Here is a 14,992-nt window from a genome sequence, read left to right on the forward strand (position 1 = left end):
TTCGGTTTATCGGTCATCGGTACATCGGATAATCGGTACATGGGATAATGTTATAATGAGTCATTGGATAATGTATCATCGGGTAACGGAGCATTGGGTAATCAGATGATTGAGACATTCAGGTATTTTATCATCAAGGTACCAGGTCATCAAATCATCAAGACATCAGGGTTCCAAGTCATCAAGTCACACAGCCTTCATTGTATCAAATATTCAATCCACCAATCTATCAAACCAATCTATCTTAAAAAGTCAATCTCTATGACGGATAAAAAATCCATTACTATAAAAATACGTGTCGATTCGCAGACACACGCAGAAATACAGTCAAGAGCCGACAGATATACCGATGGCAACCTAAGCGCGTTTGTACGCTGCGCCACACTCAAATATGAAGAGCAGCCGATTACCGACCACGATAATCCCCGGATGTTTGCCTTGATCAAGTCCGCTATCAAGCTCATAGAACGGACCGGTACCAACACAAATCAGGTTGCAAAGCACATCAACGAACAGCAGAAAATGAGTCCTTACTCGTTGCGGGCGGCAGATCTTCTTCCCTTCGGTCAGTTTTGCGAGGATACCGATAAAATCCGGCAGATGCTGACTTACCTCTATAACATGATAATATCAGGGAAATGATAGTCAAGAAGCTCAACGATGTGTCCGGCGGCGGTTTCCCCGGCGCTCGATATAACGAGAAAAAGATTGCTGATGGTGTGGCAACCCTTATGGCGATGGAGAACGTCAGCGAGGCGTTGCGCCACAATGTCGAGACGCTGCACCGTTTCGGCCTTGATGCCTCGGCAGAAGTCGAGAGGTATCTGAAAGAAAACTCTAAGACTTATGGCAATACAAAGACGACACGTTTTCAGTTCCATGTGTCGGCCTCTGTGAAAGGACGCGCCATGTCGCCGGAAGAACTCACCGACTTCGCGCGTGAGCTTATGGAGGGGATGGGCTATGCCCGTCAGCCGTATTTTGTTTACGCCCATCATGATACCGGCAACAATCATGTGCATATTCTCTCGACGAGAATAAAGCCTAACGGTTATACCATTTCTGACCATCAGGACAGGCGCAGGCTTAACGAGTGTGCCAACCGCATACTCGCGCCTGACATCAGTAAAGACATAGAGCGTATTTTCGGCTACGACTACGAAACGGAGGGGCAGTTTGCCAATATAGTTAAGGCTCACGGCTACAAGATAGAGAAATCGCTCGACGACTACCGTCTGTTCAAGTGTGGCGGCAATGCCGGGAATATCGCCATCAGCGACATTCTCAATCGAATCACCAAGAACAGCCCCAAGCGCAAAGACCGCGCTACGCAGCTTCGCGCCATAATCCGGAAATACAAGAGTGAGATAGCCGATGGAAAATGTCAAAGTGTTGATAATGTCAAAGTGTCAAAAGGTAAGAAGCGAAAGCCGGTAAAAGCAAAACTGAACACCGACATCCGCAAAATACTTGATAACCACGGCAAGCCGTTGAGCGAGGAGAACTGCCAGCGCATACAGACTCTCATTGATGTCCTCAAGACAAAGTTTGGCATAGACATCAGTTTCCAGAAGGACAAGGACGGCAGGGTGAGAGGCTGCAGTATAATCGACCATGCCGAAAAGATAGCTTTCGATGGCAGCAAGGTGATAAAACTGTCGGAGCTTATTGATTTCGCCATCAAGCCGCAAAGGAAACCGTCGCCGCTTGACGTGTACCGCGACCTGTTCACTGTCGAGGTGGGCAAAGACGGCAAAGGGAACTATATGCTCATCAATGTCAAAGACGGCTCGACGTACCGCAAGCCAATCTCACAGAGGCAGTACGCATGGTATAACGGCGTGAAAGATGACGAGCGCGAGGATGTAGGTCTGACAATAGCAGCCACGATGTTCTCCGAGGAGATATTAACCGAATATCTCATGCGCCATCCTATATACAACCATCAAGAGAGGATAAAAGGCATGGCAGTTGTCAAACATAGAAACGGCAACTACTGCCTCCGCGTAGCACTGACAGACGGCTATATTCCATTGATAGACTTAACTCCCGAGGAAGAAGCCAAGTTCCGTTCGCTCCATACTGACGAACAGGCCCGACAGGATTTCCTGCTGTCAATAGCCATGCTGCATCTTACTCGAAAGGATGCCGAGGCGGTTAAAGACAGAATAAAACAGAATACCCAATCAAAAGCCGGAGTCCGTATTCTCCCTTCCCGACCACAGGACTACTCCCCGGAAATCTCGCAAGTGTTCACATTAAACCTTGCCAACGCACTATCTTCCCTCAATGTAAGTTCCGGCTCATCCGGCTACAAGCGCGAGCACGAAGTCGGCAACCGCTCCCGCTACGACGACATCGACGATCGTCAGTCGGGCACACGGCTTACAATGTAAGAATGAAATAGTGACTATCTCAACGCACCACGCCGATAGTCACTATTATTTTGCGGAGGATTTAATGTAGAGTTTAATCGGATTTAAAATTAAACGCTACTTTTTAATACCGTTTAATCAAGCCGATTTATCGTGGTTTATAGCGATTTAGATAGTGACTATTATAGTGACTACGCCCTGTAGGGACTAAAAGAAAAATCGCTAACTCCGTGAGAATTAGCGATTTGACTTTTGTTTGGGTGGTGCCACCAGGAATCGAACCTTTTGATTAGACTTATTCTAATTCCTTGATTTACATCCTCTTTTTGCTTTATATCTTATAAAAACCATCGAATTAGCTTTACACTAAATTCATCGCTTTTCTTTATCAATTCGACAATCATTATCTTTTTGACGATACAAAGGTAGGTAAAAAGTTCGATTTCTGCAAATATAAATAGCTTTTTTATCATTTTAGAGCCTGTTTAAATTATTATTGAAGAAAATTTAAACGGGCTCTAAATCACTTCTATGTTTTTGTTTTCCGACATTTATAATGACATTCTACTCTCATATACTTTTTATTATATTTCTCTTTGAGCATTTCATAGGTTAACACTCCTTCTTTGATACATGAGGCAAAAACTTTTATATCAGTAGGTAAATCGGAGTTTTCTTCATGTAAATTCAGTTTTTCTATAAGCACCTGAACAAAAGCACCGCAAGTATAACTTACATCTGGAATAATTTTGAGTACAAATTGTCTCGCATGTAACAGCTTTTTATCTTGTTTGCATTCCATGGTCTGTTCAATCTCCAATAAAGACAGACCTTTTACGTACATTTCAACAAGCGTAAAGAACTTTTTGATTCCACTTTCCGTCCAAATGTTAATATCTTTAGAGAGTACAAATTTTCTAGCATTTTCAGCATTTATCGAACTTGAAAAGAATTTATCCATCAATTCCATATTTTCTTTCATCACAGACAGCAAATGTCCTAGTATATACAGAACATTTTGACTGTCCAGGTTAGCTATGAAGGGCACGTTGATGGATTCATAGAATACCATTAACAAATCCTGATCAACACTGGTCTTTGCAGACAACACAGACAGCCACTTGGGCTGCTCTACATTTTCTACCCAATTGCCAACCATAGCATCCAAATGGGTATTAAACTCTGTTGCCCTACCTTTCACGCTCATTTGATATGCATAGAATGTCTTTCCATACTTACGTTTCACATCAGCCACATCTGACTTAAAATGATTCAATATTAAATCACTATCCACATTTATCTCGGCATTAAAGTAATCTGCAAGAGGATCCTTTATATCTAGACAGCGATCGCCTTTAGAAAAAATCTCATCACGCACCGTCATCCAATTACCTTTTACCACATTATCCAGATAGGTCGCAATGATGGATGGTATCAGAATAGCCGTTCCGTGCGAACGGAAACCTGCTCGACCAGCCCTTCCTGCTGCATTCAATATCTCGTGAGCCTTGATTTGCTCCATGCTATTTCCATCAAATCTTTTGTCGCCAGCAATGAGAACTATATCAGCTGGTAAATTGATACCTTGAGCCAAGGTAGGTGTAGCCACCAACACATTCACGCCGTCCTTGCTTTTGAAATAATGCTCCGAGATAATACGCTCTTCTGGCAACAGATTACCATGATGTACAGTAGCTGAATTTGATTCAAAAAGATACGAATACTTTTCACCGCCTAATTCCATTGTTATAGCATTATACTTTTCACTTTCGTAGCGCTTTATCCAGTCAACATTTTTCCATTTCAAAAGTTCATTTATATGGTTACGTATTGAATTGGCATCAACAGGTTTGGTCGCAAAGATTATTGTCTTGTAATGAATAGCTGCATAACGACTTGCCACCTCTGCAGCCACATAGTTGTAGTTTGCTGAAAGTTTCCACTCACTATTTGCCTTCAGATGAATATCTCTGCCTGTTAACTCCACCAAGCAATAATTTGCTTTGTTTACATCATCCCATGTTGATTTCAAACTGAATATGCAGTGGGGATTTACCTTCAGCATTCTTTGTAGTGCTACTGTCGGATTTTTACTCTTATTTTTACTCTTTGATACAGTAATAATTTTCCTTAATCTATTGATTTCTTCCTCATTATAGACCAAGCATCCCTGCAACTGACAAGTAGGCTTCCATGGGTTATCAAGTAACACACACTCGCGACCAGTCACCGACTTAATCCAACCAGCCACATCAGCTCCATTCCGTACCATTGCAGAAACGAAAAAATAATCTGCTTTAGGTATAATGTCGAGCAGCTCCACAACAAGCGTCATAGCATCATTCGCACGTTTGTCATCAAAATTGCCATTAACCAAATGAAACTCATCAAAAACAACCAATCCCACATTATTCAATTTTTCTGGGTTCAGGCGTAATAACGCAAGACAACGCTCAGGTGTCATCACCATTATAGTACTATCTTCCTCCTCCTCTTCAAACCAAGAGAACTCTGCATCTCTATTCCGAATTGACATATTCATTCTTTCAGTCAACTTATTCAAACTGTTGTTAACTTGATTTTCTAATGCATGAGTAGGAACAAGATATATAACCCGCTTATCTGCCAGCAAACAAGAGGCTATTTTCAATTCAGAAAGAGTTGTTTTTCCTGCACCTGTAGGGTAAGTAATCACTGACGACACACCAACATTCAATATCCCCTTACTGATTGCATCCAAATGGTTCTCCCATAAAAAAGGTCTTACTACCGCTTGCTTTTTTAATGCCTCTTGCCAACTTTTCTTTTTCACTCCTATGGGAGTAGATACATTAATCACAGCATGACTCCACATCTCCTCACACGATAGTATAAACAGAGTTGACAATATATATGGAGCCACATATACGTCTCTGAGAGCAATGAGCTTATCCTCATAAACAGACAGTTCTCTGACTTTTAAAAAAGAATTGATTGTATACGCTTTTTTACCCAATAGCGAAATTGAAAACTGCTTTATTCCCGTCACTAGTTCTTTCCAAAGTAGCCATTCCGTATATTGTTGTAAATCATTATATTCCTTTGGTTCATTGATCGTCAAACTTTGTAGTTCATGTAAATTGCCGCTCACCAGAAGTTTGATAGAGTTATATAATTTCTTCACATATTGGTCAGCCTCTCTGCGTACACAGAAACCCTCCGCAACCTCTTGTGCATCAGCAAAATTACCACTTATAACATATAAGAGAGATGCATAAAGGTCGGATGGAATATAATTCAAATCCAATACCTCATCCTCGTGTACTTCTTTTATTTTGAACAAGAGTTTTCGGGCAGTTGCTGCAACAAAAGCCATTGATTTTCGTTTATCAGTCTGGGAATTTGCAAAAAGATACAGTTCTAGGGTGTTAGATAGTATATTAAGTTTTTTCCCATCACTTTTAAGCACTTCCAAATCAAAAGGAATCTCACCATCCTCATATTTTGCGCTAAGGCTAATTATTTGAGCATAAATCTTTGTTAGAGTTACGGGTAGTAACTCTTCAGTAAAGCCTTCCACATGAGGAATTTTTTTTATCAATTCTTCAGTTACGAAATTGTACATAGTGTTAGATGTATGATTTCAGTTTCGCTAAAACTCTCTGTTGCAAATCGCTCATCCACTCCCGTTCCTTGTCATCTAAGCAGATTGTTGCTGCCGATCTTCTGTGAACATCGCCTCCTGAAATTACTGTATCATAATCTTTGAACAGTCTTTTCCGTCCTTCATCAGAATTGTGAATTTTCTGACGGGTTATGCTGACGTGATACTGACGATATTTTTCATTTACAATATCATTTTGAATGTGTTCAAATTGTTCTCCTAACCTATGCCCAATCAGCGCTTCTGTTTGCTGGAAGATTGCATTATTTTTCACTCCATTCTCCATTTCAGAAAACTCTGGCCATACTTTATCTCGAATTGTTGTGCGAGCATCATTTGTACATTTATCCTCTGTTATCACAATTCGCTCTATCATATTATCAGGTGTGAGTTTTATAGCAAAACCATCAAATCCGTGCATGGAAGGCTGTGAATGAGGTGATTGTTGAAAAAAAATATTACCTTTATTCTGGTTGGCTAATTGTAACCAAGAGATCATTTGAAATAACCATCCATCAATCTTATACATATCTTCTTTGGTTACATTTCTCTTTTCTAACTCTTTAATCAAAAAATCAACAGCTTTCTTGTCCACCTCTCTTGGATTTGAAGCTAATCCATTAATAACTTTTGATACATGACCACAATTTCCAAGGATGAGTTGGCAAATTTTATTTGCTAACTCATCCTTGTCTGTTACTTGATATTCAAAGTCATAACAGAGTCCGTCCAACTGTTTATTATTGATTGATATCATAGCTTAGAATTAGTAATTTTGTACCCATCAAGATTACATCTATACCCCTTAAAGGAATCTTGAGAGGAAATTGCATATTTATATTTATGGTGTGAAGTGTTTATAGAACCAAAAATATTCACACAGTAAGGACCAGTATATAGGATGTTTAATCCGATTTACGATATCAAGAGGAATGCCACTATCCATCATAATATTTTGCCGTAAAGGTTCATCACTAATAGCAGCCTTTACTTCTTCTATATTATATATGCGACTTGTAGCTATATGATACCAAGCTTGCCGAATGATTCTCAAGCGCTCATGCTCCAATGCTAAGTCCTCAATAGTATTAGATAATTCAATCTGACGCTGGGAGGACTTGACTATTTTCGATATGCCAATAGTTCCATTTTTATTGTATATAATTAAATCGTTTATATTAGGAATGAAAAATAATGGGACAATCAATTTATTTCCTCTATGCTCATTACAGCATAAATGCATTTTAGAAGGATATAATTTTTTCTCCTTGTCTTCATCAATGAAAAGACTACCATCGCATGACAATACTAGGTTTTCATAAGCGCAAAAATGAGGATATGGTGGTCCGCTGCGCCATTTTCGCCTTGTACCGTTTAGATGTTTGTAAACGACATTTTGTTTAAAATTCTTATTAAACCGTTTATAATAATTAATCTTCTTAAAATCTATCTTGTTTTGTTTGGTTACAGAGTTATGAGGCATCACATGTTCTAAGGAAATGTGTTGATTTACTTCCATATGCCTCATGCAATAACAGCAGAATCCATTCTGTTCCCAGTAAAGCAATTTCTCCATTTTATGATTTCTCTTAAATGAAGCATAAGTACAATTTACATATTGTCCATCTTGTTCATTCCACGATTCACATAGGAAACGATTTACAATTTGATGACCTTTACGCCGCCTTCCTTTATTATGCTTATCAATCCAAAACATATATCTAATGATGCGAGGTTATTCTTCCTTCCATTTATTGATTAATTGCAATGCTTTTTTTTCTCCCAACATTTTTTCTAATTCCTTGCGTCTCATGTTGAGTAGTTGTGTATTTTCCATTTGCATAGCTCTTTTTATTGCCATTTGTAGAAATTCCATCTCCTCGTTTCTAGGAGCTCCTCCCATCCAATCCAGTAATACATCATCGTAATCAATACCAAAAAGGTCTGGCAATTCATGCGGTTGCTTCTCTCCAGCTACAAGTCTGAATATTTTATTTTGTTTCTCGTCCGCTGACAAGTTGCTTACTATCAATGGAGAGTGGGAAGTCATTATGAATTGTAATTTTGGGAATGTCTGTGTAAACCGTTTTACAATTTCTGTTTCTAACGAAGGGTGTAAGTGCAAATCAATTTCGTCTATCATAACTAATCCTGTAGGTTCTACATCTACTCGCCTGTTTAACAAATAAGCCCGGTATGCCAGATCTAAGACAATGGAATATAACCGTTTATATCCGGCTGGAAGTCTGTCAAATTTGATTTCCTTTTCTGATTTTAAACGAAGCCACAGTTCTGGTTTTTGTTCTTCATCAAATAAATAGAAAAGGCGATCTATCTCAAAAGCAGTATCGCATATATCATGATTAAGTACTAGAGAAAACTGCGTCAACTTTTTAGTAACAAATGCAACTTCATTACGTGTGAATGTGTCTGTATCATCATCTAGCTGTTTTAGTTTAGCCATTGAATTTAATAGTCGTCGTTGCCATATTTCCACACATGCTGTTTCATTATCCCATTGGTAATAGCCAAAGTTGCGTAATGTTTTTCCATTTGCAGCCATTTGTTGCTTGGCAAAGGAGGATATATTTGTGAGTGTATGCGGAAAAGAATCCGAAAAATATGCGAGTAATGGCAATTCATCGTATTTCCTATACAATTGCATCAGATGTTGATAAGCAGGCCTATAGCGTGATGGATTAAGTGAAGATCCACTAGTTGAACGGCGATACATATCCCATTCTATATTTTCTCCTTGAAAAGTTATTTGTCCATGAAAATTGGCATCAGCAGTTACATCCTCTGAATCTTTTCTTCTATGAAATTCATCATATTTGATGGATTTCATTTTTAAATCAGGATTTCCTGCCGACAAGAAGTCATCCCCCATTGAACGGTCATTCGTAAACATAAAATAAAGCGAGTAAACCATAGCTCTAATGAGTGTGGTCTTTCCAGCACCATTGCGTCCGATAATAATGGACACACTAGGTGCAAACTGTATATCGAAATGGTCGAAACACAAGAAATTGTCTATAGAGAGTTTTTGATACAACATAAAATTTCATGTTTTTGGAGTACTATTGCAAATATAGAGATAAAAAATTAGAAAACAAAGGATTCAATAATGTAATCTTCGTGAGGTGATAACCATCAGAGAATCAAGTTTAAGAACTTTATGTTTCAGATTTCATTACACTTCTTCAACATAGCTTTACGTATCATTGTCTAAATATTGATGTTGGTTTACTTGGTTTCTGATATTCATTTATAGGTAATTGAATTTGAAATGTAGTTTCTTCGCAGGAAAAACTATAATCCATAAAATTATGATGAAATCGGATATGAGTTATTGCCGGAAGACAGCTGTAGACCAGGTTATTTCAGATTTTCTTTTCCATTGTCAATATGAAAAGAACTTGAATGAAAAGACAATTTATGCTTATCGTTCTGACTTGTATATGTTTAAAAGGTATATTCATGAGTTGTATCCTTCGGTTGTATTTGAGCAGGTGTCAAAAGATATGCTGAAAACGTACCTGCAACATATATCGACTTACAAGCCTAAAACGGTGAAGAGAAAACTGGCATCCCTGAAGGCTCTGTTTAACTACTATGATTTTGAGCACGATGACTTTCTGAACCCTTTCAGAAAATTGAGTATTCACTTTAAAGAGCCTTATGTTCTTCCGATGATAATGACGTGCAATGAGGTGAAAGAGATACTTAAATATCTTTACAAATTAAGGGCGGATAATCCTGATACGGGCGATTATGCCTATAAGGCACGGACAAGGGATATTGCGGTTGTAGAACTTTTATTTGCCACCGGTATACGCGTTTCCGAATTGTGCGAGTTGTCATGTGATGCCGTTGACTTAAAGCAGGCAACTATTAAAGTTTTTGGAAAAGGCAGCAAGGAACGGATCATACAGATTTGTTCGGTGGAGGTGTTAAAAATACTCAGGCAATATCAACGTCTGTTTGCTCCTTCCGAATGTTTTTTATAAATAGGTTAGGAAACAGGCTGTCCTCACAATCCGTCAGGCTGTTAATCAAGCGATGCCGGGAAGAAACAGGGATTGGGAAAAAAATCACTCCGCGTACTTTCCGCCACACTTTTGCCACATTGTTGCTGGAAGAGGATGTGGATATCAAATACATCCAGAATTTGTTGGGGCATAGCAGTATAACCACCACGCAGATATATACCCATGTCAACATGAATAAACAAAAGAAAATTTTATCCTCCAAGCATCCACGTAAGAAGATGGAAATGGAGGAGTGATATCTATTGCCATGTCCATGCCTTGATTAATAAAACGGGGTGTCATCTGATGACTTTTGATGCCATCTGATGCCATTGCTTTTCATGTTTCAGATATAAAGCGGTTCTTTGCCCAAATCCATATAAATGAGACGTTATGAACATACAAGAAGCAAAGAATATCAGGCTTGTTGATTTTTTAGCCGGATTCGGACATGAACCGGTAATACAGCGTGGAAACAGTGTATGGTACAAATCGCCCTTCAGGACGGAAAAGGAGGCTTCCTTTAAGGTTGACCTTCATAAGGAAGTGTGGTATGACTTCGGACTGGGAAAGGGTGGTGACATTATAACGTTAGCCAAGGAGATTTATCGGACGCAGGACATAAGCCATGTGTTACGATGTATTGAGGATAAAAGAGCGGCTTTGAAACCGGTTATTCTTTCCTGTCCATTTGAAAAGGCATATCCCACCTTTCAGGACTTGAAAATCACTCCTCTTGCCAACCGGATACTGCTTGCCTATCTGAAGGAACGGTGCATTGATTTGGAAACTGCCCGAAAAGTATGCAGGGAAGCCTATTTTAAACGGAACGGGAAGAATTATTTTGCCATCGCTTTCCCTAATATTTCTGGAGGGTACGAGATACGGAACAGGTATTTCAAGGCTTGTATCGCTCCCAAGGACATCACCTGTATCATTAGCACGCCGGAGAGCAGGATTTGCTATATTTTTGAGGGGTTTATAGATTTTCTGTCTTTCAGGCCGGCTTTTCCATCTTTGGAAGAGGGGGATTATATAGTGTTGAATTCTGTCAGTAACTTACAGAAGGCTTTTTCTTTCCTTTCACGATATGACGGCATCTGTTGCTGTCTGGACAATGATACCGCCGGAAAAAATGCGGTGCAGGCATTAAAGGACAAATACGGAATTCGTATATGCGATCTCTCGCATGAATATTCCGGATATAAGGACCTGAATGAATATCTGCGCGGGAAAAACAATCAGCTCCATATATAATAATTGAAAAGACTGTTTAATGATATATCCTTATTTCCATCCTGCCGCATGTGGCAGGATGCAGGGTGATTTTTAATGTGGCGATACTGTGTTAATAGTAGAATGTGGTCAGATGTGTTTTATGGTCTTTTACAATCTTTACTTTCTGCATCTGTCCGTATATTTCACGCACGGATACCGGACAGTTCATCTTTTCCCACTCTTCCGGGGAAATCCTCATGTCGGAATGCCTGAAACATAGTATGACCATCTCCTGGGAATCCTCTTCTGCGAATATGAAACCTTCATGGTCATTGACAAACTGCTTGAGTCCATCCTCATCCTTACAGGATATTTCTCCGGTGTACATATCCCCGCCCGACCGGGTGTTTTTGCGGATATGGATTTTGAACCATTCCTGACTTTTCGGCTGTTCAGGTGCGCCACATTCCCACAGGGCTACTTTCGCATCGTAGTAAACTTCCCCGTTTTCACATGCCCCGTAATGTCCCCAGTGCTTGAAACGGCCGGTAGTCCAAGTCTTGAACCTTACATCACCGGTTTTTACCAGCACGCACTCGCCGCCATGCATATCGCATTTGATGCCCTTCTTATCCCGGGACACGAATGGGACACGGGAGAAATTCCGGAGCACAATGTTATCTCCATACACGGCATCTACGAAGAACGGCCGGGAACGTTCACCGTATCCAGAAATAAAGAACAGGCTGTCACCTGTACGGGGATATCGGTTGGAACGTGTTTTTTCGATGTGTTCCACCATTGTGTTCACTTTCTCTATGTCTTCCCGGACAAGCCCGTGTATCCGGTCATACCAGTAGTTCAGACGGATGAATGTTTCCTTGCAATACTTGTTTTTTGTTTGAATCATGATCTTTTTTATTTTATGGTTAAACATGCCCGGCTTTGGTAAAGCCGGTATTTCTTTTCTTACATGCATCCGTTTGTCTTTTGCCCTGATTGTGCAAGGCTTGGCGAAAAAATACCGCAGCGAAGCGAGGATGATTTTTTCAGCCAACCAGTCCGAAGGACCGCCTTGCACGATCAGGGGCAAAAGGCTAGTTTTGCAGGTAAGAAATAGAAATGCGGAACATTGCTTGATTCCAAGGTGGAAAAACTTTAACCCGCTAACCTGATATATCGATCAAAAATTCTTTGCTATCCTATGAAAAATGTAATATTTTTCTCGGATTATCATCGAAAAAGTGTGTTATATATTGGTTTATATCATCGAAAAAATGTATCTTTGCAAGAAACAAGTGAATAATTCTTATTTTAAAGGAATCGATGAAACGGAAGATTATACAACAGTTGAAACTTTGGAAAGATAATCCTGCGAGAAAACCTTTGATACTGTTGGGTGCTCGTCAGGTTGGTAAAACTTGGGTGATGAAACATTTTGGTCTGACTGAGTTTGAGAATGTAGCCTACATCAACTGTGATGTCGAGCCACTGGCCAAGGAGTTATTTGCAGCCGACTATAACATCCCCCGTATTTTGCTGACACTTCAGGCTATCACAGGAACGAAGATTGAAGCAGGAAAAACGTTGATTGTATTCGATGAGTTGCAGGAGGTGGAACGGGGATTGCATAGCTTGAAATATTTTCAGGAAAATGCGCCTGAATATCATGTGATGGCGGCTGGCTCCTTGTTGGGAATTACTTTGGGGAAAGGTCAGTCCTTTCCGGTGGGTAAGGTAAATGTAATGCGTCTATATCCGATGGATTTTGAAGAATTTCTGATGGCTGCCGGTGAAACTGATTTGTGCGATTTGTTGCATCAGCCCGATTGGGAAATTTTAAAGATTCTCAGTTTAAAATATATTGCTTTACTTCGCCAATACTACTATGTAGGTGGCATGCCTGAAGTGGTGGATTGTTTCTTTCAGCATCAAAACTTGCAGGAAGTACGTGACAAACAGACTGAAATCCTGGATGCTTATCGGCGGGACATCTCCAAGCATACGACACCTACTGAAAGTATACGTATCGGACAAGTGCTGCAATCCTTGCCTTCGCAGTTGGCCAAGGAGAACAAGAAATTCATCTATAATGTGTTGAAGAAAGGAGCCAGAGCTACGGAATATGAACTCGCCATTCAGTGGCTGATGGATGCAGGTCTGGTACATAAAGTCAGCCGGATAAAAGAGCTGCAGATGCCTGTCAAATTTTACGAAGATCTAGGTGCCTTCAAATTATTCCTGCTTGATTGCGGTCTTTTAGGCTGTATGACCGAGACGCCCGCCAGCCAAATGCTAGTAGGAGATAATGTATTCAAGGAGTTCAAGGGCGCTTTTACCGAACAGTTTGTCTTGCAGCAATTAGTGGCCCAAGGCTTTTCGCCCTATTATTGGAGCAGTGACAAAACACCTGCGGAGATTGACTTTGTGGTACAGACGGAGCATCGCGTGATACCGGTGGAAGTGAAAGCCGAAGAGAATGTACGTGCGCGTTCCATGTCGGAATATATTAAAAATCATCCCGATTATCAGTTGAAAGGACTGCGCATTTCCATGATGGGGTATCAAGATCAGGAATGGATGGAGAATATTCCGTTATTTGCCATTACGAAGTTCTTTGGATAAATGGCACTTTCATGGATATGAGATACACATATGAAGAACTTTGGAAGTCATGGGTGTATAAAAACAAAAAGTTCGCCAAATCCCTATTCTCGGATTTGGCGAACTCATTTTTTAGGACTCAATCGAAAGGGCACTGAAAAAGTTCTTATTTTTCAGTGCCCTCTCGAAGTGAGGATTATTTTTTCTGTCAACCGGTCCAAAGGACCGCCTTGCGCAGCCGGGGGCAAAAGGTGCCCTTTGCGGGTAAGAAATAGGAATACGACACTAGTGGCCACAGACAGGATCATCTATAATCAAAAGCCTCCATCCTGTTTCTTTCCAACAGCACGAGGATGTCCTTTTCCTTGTACAATAATTTGCCTCCCACTTTGTAATAAGGCAGTTTACCTGTTATCCTGTACTCGGCCAGTGTTCTCCGTGTCAGTTTCAGGTGTTCGGCCAGCTCGCTGTCGGTCATATAACGTTCGCCGTTCAGAACCGGCCGCATCTTTTCCGCCTGTGTGTCCAGTATTTCGGACAGGCTCTCAATATTCCGGAAAAAGCGTATGATTTCCGGGCTTTCCTTGGTCAGCATGGATTGGATCATATCATTCGATTTAGAGGTGTCACACGATGAATTTCCGCCTCCATAAAGCGGATGATATCCTGCCGTTTGTAATATACTTTACGGTCTATGTAACTGTAGGGGATGGACCCGCTTCTCCGGAGTTGTAACATTTTTCTTGGCGAGACATCCATAAGCGTACATGCCTCCTGGTTGTCGATCCACTCATCCATGCCCCGCGTGCTTCCTCCGCATGTCTCATGTACTCTTCTGGCGATGGCTTCCAGGGCCTCGTTCATTTCCATGAATGTCTTGGCCTCGATACACACAAATTCCATAAGTCTTTCCTTTTTTCGATTTGATACGAAAGTATGGAGAGGGAGACTCATATCCAAAAAGGTGTCCGCAAATGTCATCAGATGTCATCAGATGTCAGATATACATTGGTTTATGATATTTTTAGCCTGTTCCCCGGAAAGATAAGGCATGGCGGTAGCGGATAGCCGGTAATATGTAAAGTTTACAATCCGTATTTTACAGTTTTACACTTTACCTG

The 14,992-nt window shown here is 40.4% G+C and carries 13 protein-coding genes; 6 read left to right on the plus strand and 7 right to left on the minus strand.

Translation table 11 applies throughout. From position 1 onward, the window contains the following. Positions 1–261: 261 nt before the first annotated feature. Positions 262–642, plus strand: coding sequence for a hypothetical protein (locus ITJ87_RS07965; protein ID WP_117974733.1), 381 nt, complete (start codon positions 262–264; stop codon positions 640–642). Further along, positions 639–2,396 carry a relaxase/mobilization nuclease domain-containing protein gene (locus ITJ87_RS07970; RefSeq protein ID WP_117974735.1) on the plus strand — a complete coding sequence of 586 codons (1,758 nt, stop codon included), beginning with the start codon at positions 639–641 and terminating at the stop codon, positions 2,394–2,396. Before ITJ87_RS07965 ends, ITJ87_RS07970 begins: the two co-directional genes overlap by 4 nt. Positions 2,397–2,904: 508 nt before the next feature. On the opposite strand, the gene ITJ87_RS07975 is transcribed toward ITJ87_RS07970, so the two are convergent. From ITJ87_RS07975 to ITJ87_RS07990, 4 genes are all read right to left on the minus strand, one after another. Further along, positions 2,905–5,979: a DEAD/DEAH box helicase gene (locus ITJ87_RS07975; protein WP_128129312.1), complete on the minus strand. Its 3,075-nt coding sequence runs from the start codon at positions 5,977–5,979 to the stop codon at positions 2,905–2,907. Positions 5,980–5,983: 4 nt separating this feature from the next. Then, a complete protein-coding gene (locus ITJ87_RS07980) occupies positions 5,984–6,775 on the minus strand; it encodes a hypothetical protein (RefSeq protein ID WP_057088906.1) in 792 nt (263 codons plus the stop codon). Positions 6,776–6,859: 84 nt separating this feature from the next. Further along, positions 6,860–7,537, minus strand: coding sequence for a hypothetical protein (locus ITJ87_RS07985; protein WP_230391796.1), 678 nt, complete (start codon positions 7,535–7,537; stop codon positions 6,860–6,862). Positions 7,538–7,753: 216 nt separating this feature from the next. Then, entirely contained in the window at positions 7,754–9,076 is a 1,323-nt protein-coding gene (locus ITJ87_RS07990; protein ID WP_128129314.1) for an AAA family ATPase, read from the minus strand. 271 nt (positions 9,077–9,347) lie between these two features. On the opposite strand from ITJ87_RS07990, the gene ITJ87_RS07995 reads away from it, so the two are divergent. From ITJ87_RS07995 to ITJ87_RS08000, 3 genes are all read left to right on the plus strand, one after another. Continuing rightward, a complete protein-coding gene (locus tag ITJ87_RS07995) occupies positions 9,348–10,028 on the plus strand; it encodes a tyrosine-type recombinase/integrase (protein WP_234137997.1) in 681 nt (226 codons plus the stop codon). Beyond that, complete coding sequence (locus tag ITJ87_RS18895; protein WP_250833476.1) at positions 10,016–10,306, plus strand: tyrosine-type recombinase/integrase; 291 nt, start codon at positions 10,016–10,018, stop codon at positions 10,304–10,306. Before ITJ87_RS07995 ends, ITJ87_RS18895 begins: the two co-directional genes overlap by 13 nt. A gap of 136 nt (positions 10,307–10,442) precedes the next feature. Continuing rightward, positions 10,443–11,306 carry a toprim domain-containing protein gene (locus ITJ87_RS08000; protein ID WP_057088957.1) on the plus strand — a complete coding sequence of 288 codons (864 nt, stop codon included), beginning with the start codon at positions 10,443–10,445 and terminating at the stop codon, positions 11,304–11,306. 91 nt (positions 11,307–11,397) lie between these two features. Here the strand turns inward: ITJ87_RS08000 and ITJ87_RS08005 are convergent, their stop codons facing one another. Further along, on the minus strand, positions 11,398–12,177 hold the full coding sequence (locus ITJ87_RS08005) for a DUF4121 family protein (RefSeq protein ID WP_128129315.1): 780 nt from the start codon (positions 12,175–12,177) through the stop codon (positions 11,398–11,400). Between the two features lie 416 nt (positions 12,178–12,593). Between ITJ87_RS08005 and ITJ87_RS08010 the strand changes: the two genes are divergently transcribed. Continuing rightward, on the plus strand, positions 12,594–13,892 hold the full coding sequence (locus tag ITJ87_RS08010) for an ATP-binding protein (RefSeq protein WP_057088960.1): 1,299 nt from the start codon (positions 12,594–12,596) through the stop codon (positions 13,890–13,892). 283 nt (positions 13,893–14,175) lie between these two features. On the opposite strand, the gene ITJ87_RS08015 is transcribed toward ITJ87_RS08010, so the two are convergent. Together ITJ87_RS08015 and ITJ87_RS08020 are read right to left on the minus strand one after the other, a co-directional pair. Continuing rightward, entirely contained in the window at positions 14,176–14,478 is a 303-nt protein-coding gene (locus tag ITJ87_RS08015) for a helix-turn-helix domain-containing protein (protein WP_007219024.1), read from the minus strand. Beyond that, on the minus strand, positions 14,475–14,774 hold the full coding sequence (locus tag ITJ87_RS08020) for a helix-turn-helix domain-containing protein (RefSeq protein ID WP_007219025.1): 300 nt from the start codon (positions 14,772–14,774) through the stop codon (positions 14,475–14,477). The genes ITJ87_RS08015 and ITJ87_RS08020 overlap by 4 nt, the downstream gene beginning before the upstream one ends. Positions 14,775–14,992 lie beyond the last annotated feature (218 nt).

The sequence above is a fragment of the Bacteroides sp. HF-162 genome, from assembly GCF_015679285.1.
Taxonomy (GTDB): Bacteria; Bacteroidota; Bacteroidia; order Bacteroidales; family Bacteroidaceae; genus Bacteroides; species Bacteroides uniformis.

Coding starts and splice junctions, on each gene's coding strand:
- ITJ87_RS08000 (WP_057088957.1), top strand. CDS start 10,443: ATGAACATACAAGAAGCAAAGAATATCAGGCTTGTTGATTTTTTAGCC.
- ITJ87_RS18895 (WP_250833476.1), top strand. CDS start 10,016: ATGTTTTTTATAAATAGGTTAGGAAACAGGCTGTCCTCACAATCCGTC.
- ITJ87_RS07995 (WP_234137997.1), top strand. CDS start 9,348: ATGATGAAATCGGATATGAGTTATTGCCGGAAGACAGCTGTAGACCAG.
- ITJ87_RS07970 (WP_117974735.1), top strand. CDS start 639: ATGATAGTCAAGAAGCTCAACGATGTGTCCGGCGGCGGTTTCCCCGGC.
- ITJ87_RS07985 (WP_230391796.1), bottom strand. CDS start 7,537: ATGGAAGTAAATCAACACATTTCCTTAGAACATGTGATGCCTCATAAC.
- ITJ87_RS08020 (WP_007219025.1), bottom strand. CDS start 14,774: ATGGAATTTGTGTGTATCGAGGCCAAGACATTCATGGAAATGAACGAG.
- ITJ87_RS08005 (WP_128129315.1), bottom strand. CDS start 12,177: ATGATTCAAACAAAAAACAAGTATTGCAAGGAAACATTCATCCGTCTG.
- ITJ87_RS07990 (WP_128129314.1), bottom strand. CDS start 9,076: ATGTTGTATCAAAAACTCTCTATAGACAATTTCTTGTGTTTCGACCAT.
- ITJ87_RS08015 (WP_007219024.1), bottom strand. CDS start 14,478: ATGATCCAATCCATGCTGACCAAGGAAAGCCCGGAAATCATACGCTTT.
- ITJ87_RS08010 (WP_057088960.1), top strand. CDS start 12,594: ATGAAACGGAAGATTATACAACAGTTGAAACTTTGGAAAGATAATCCT.
- ITJ87_RS07980 (WP_057088906.1), bottom strand. CDS start 6,775: ATGATATCAATCAATAATAAACAGTTGGACGGACTCTGTTATGACTTT.
- ITJ87_RS07975 (WP_128129312.1), bottom strand. CDS start 5,979: ATGTACAATTTCGTAACTGAAGAATTGATAAAAAAAATTCCTCATGTG.
- ITJ87_RS07965 (WP_117974733.1), top strand. CDS start 262: ATGACGGATAAAAAATCCATTACTATAAAAATACGTGTCGATTCGCAG.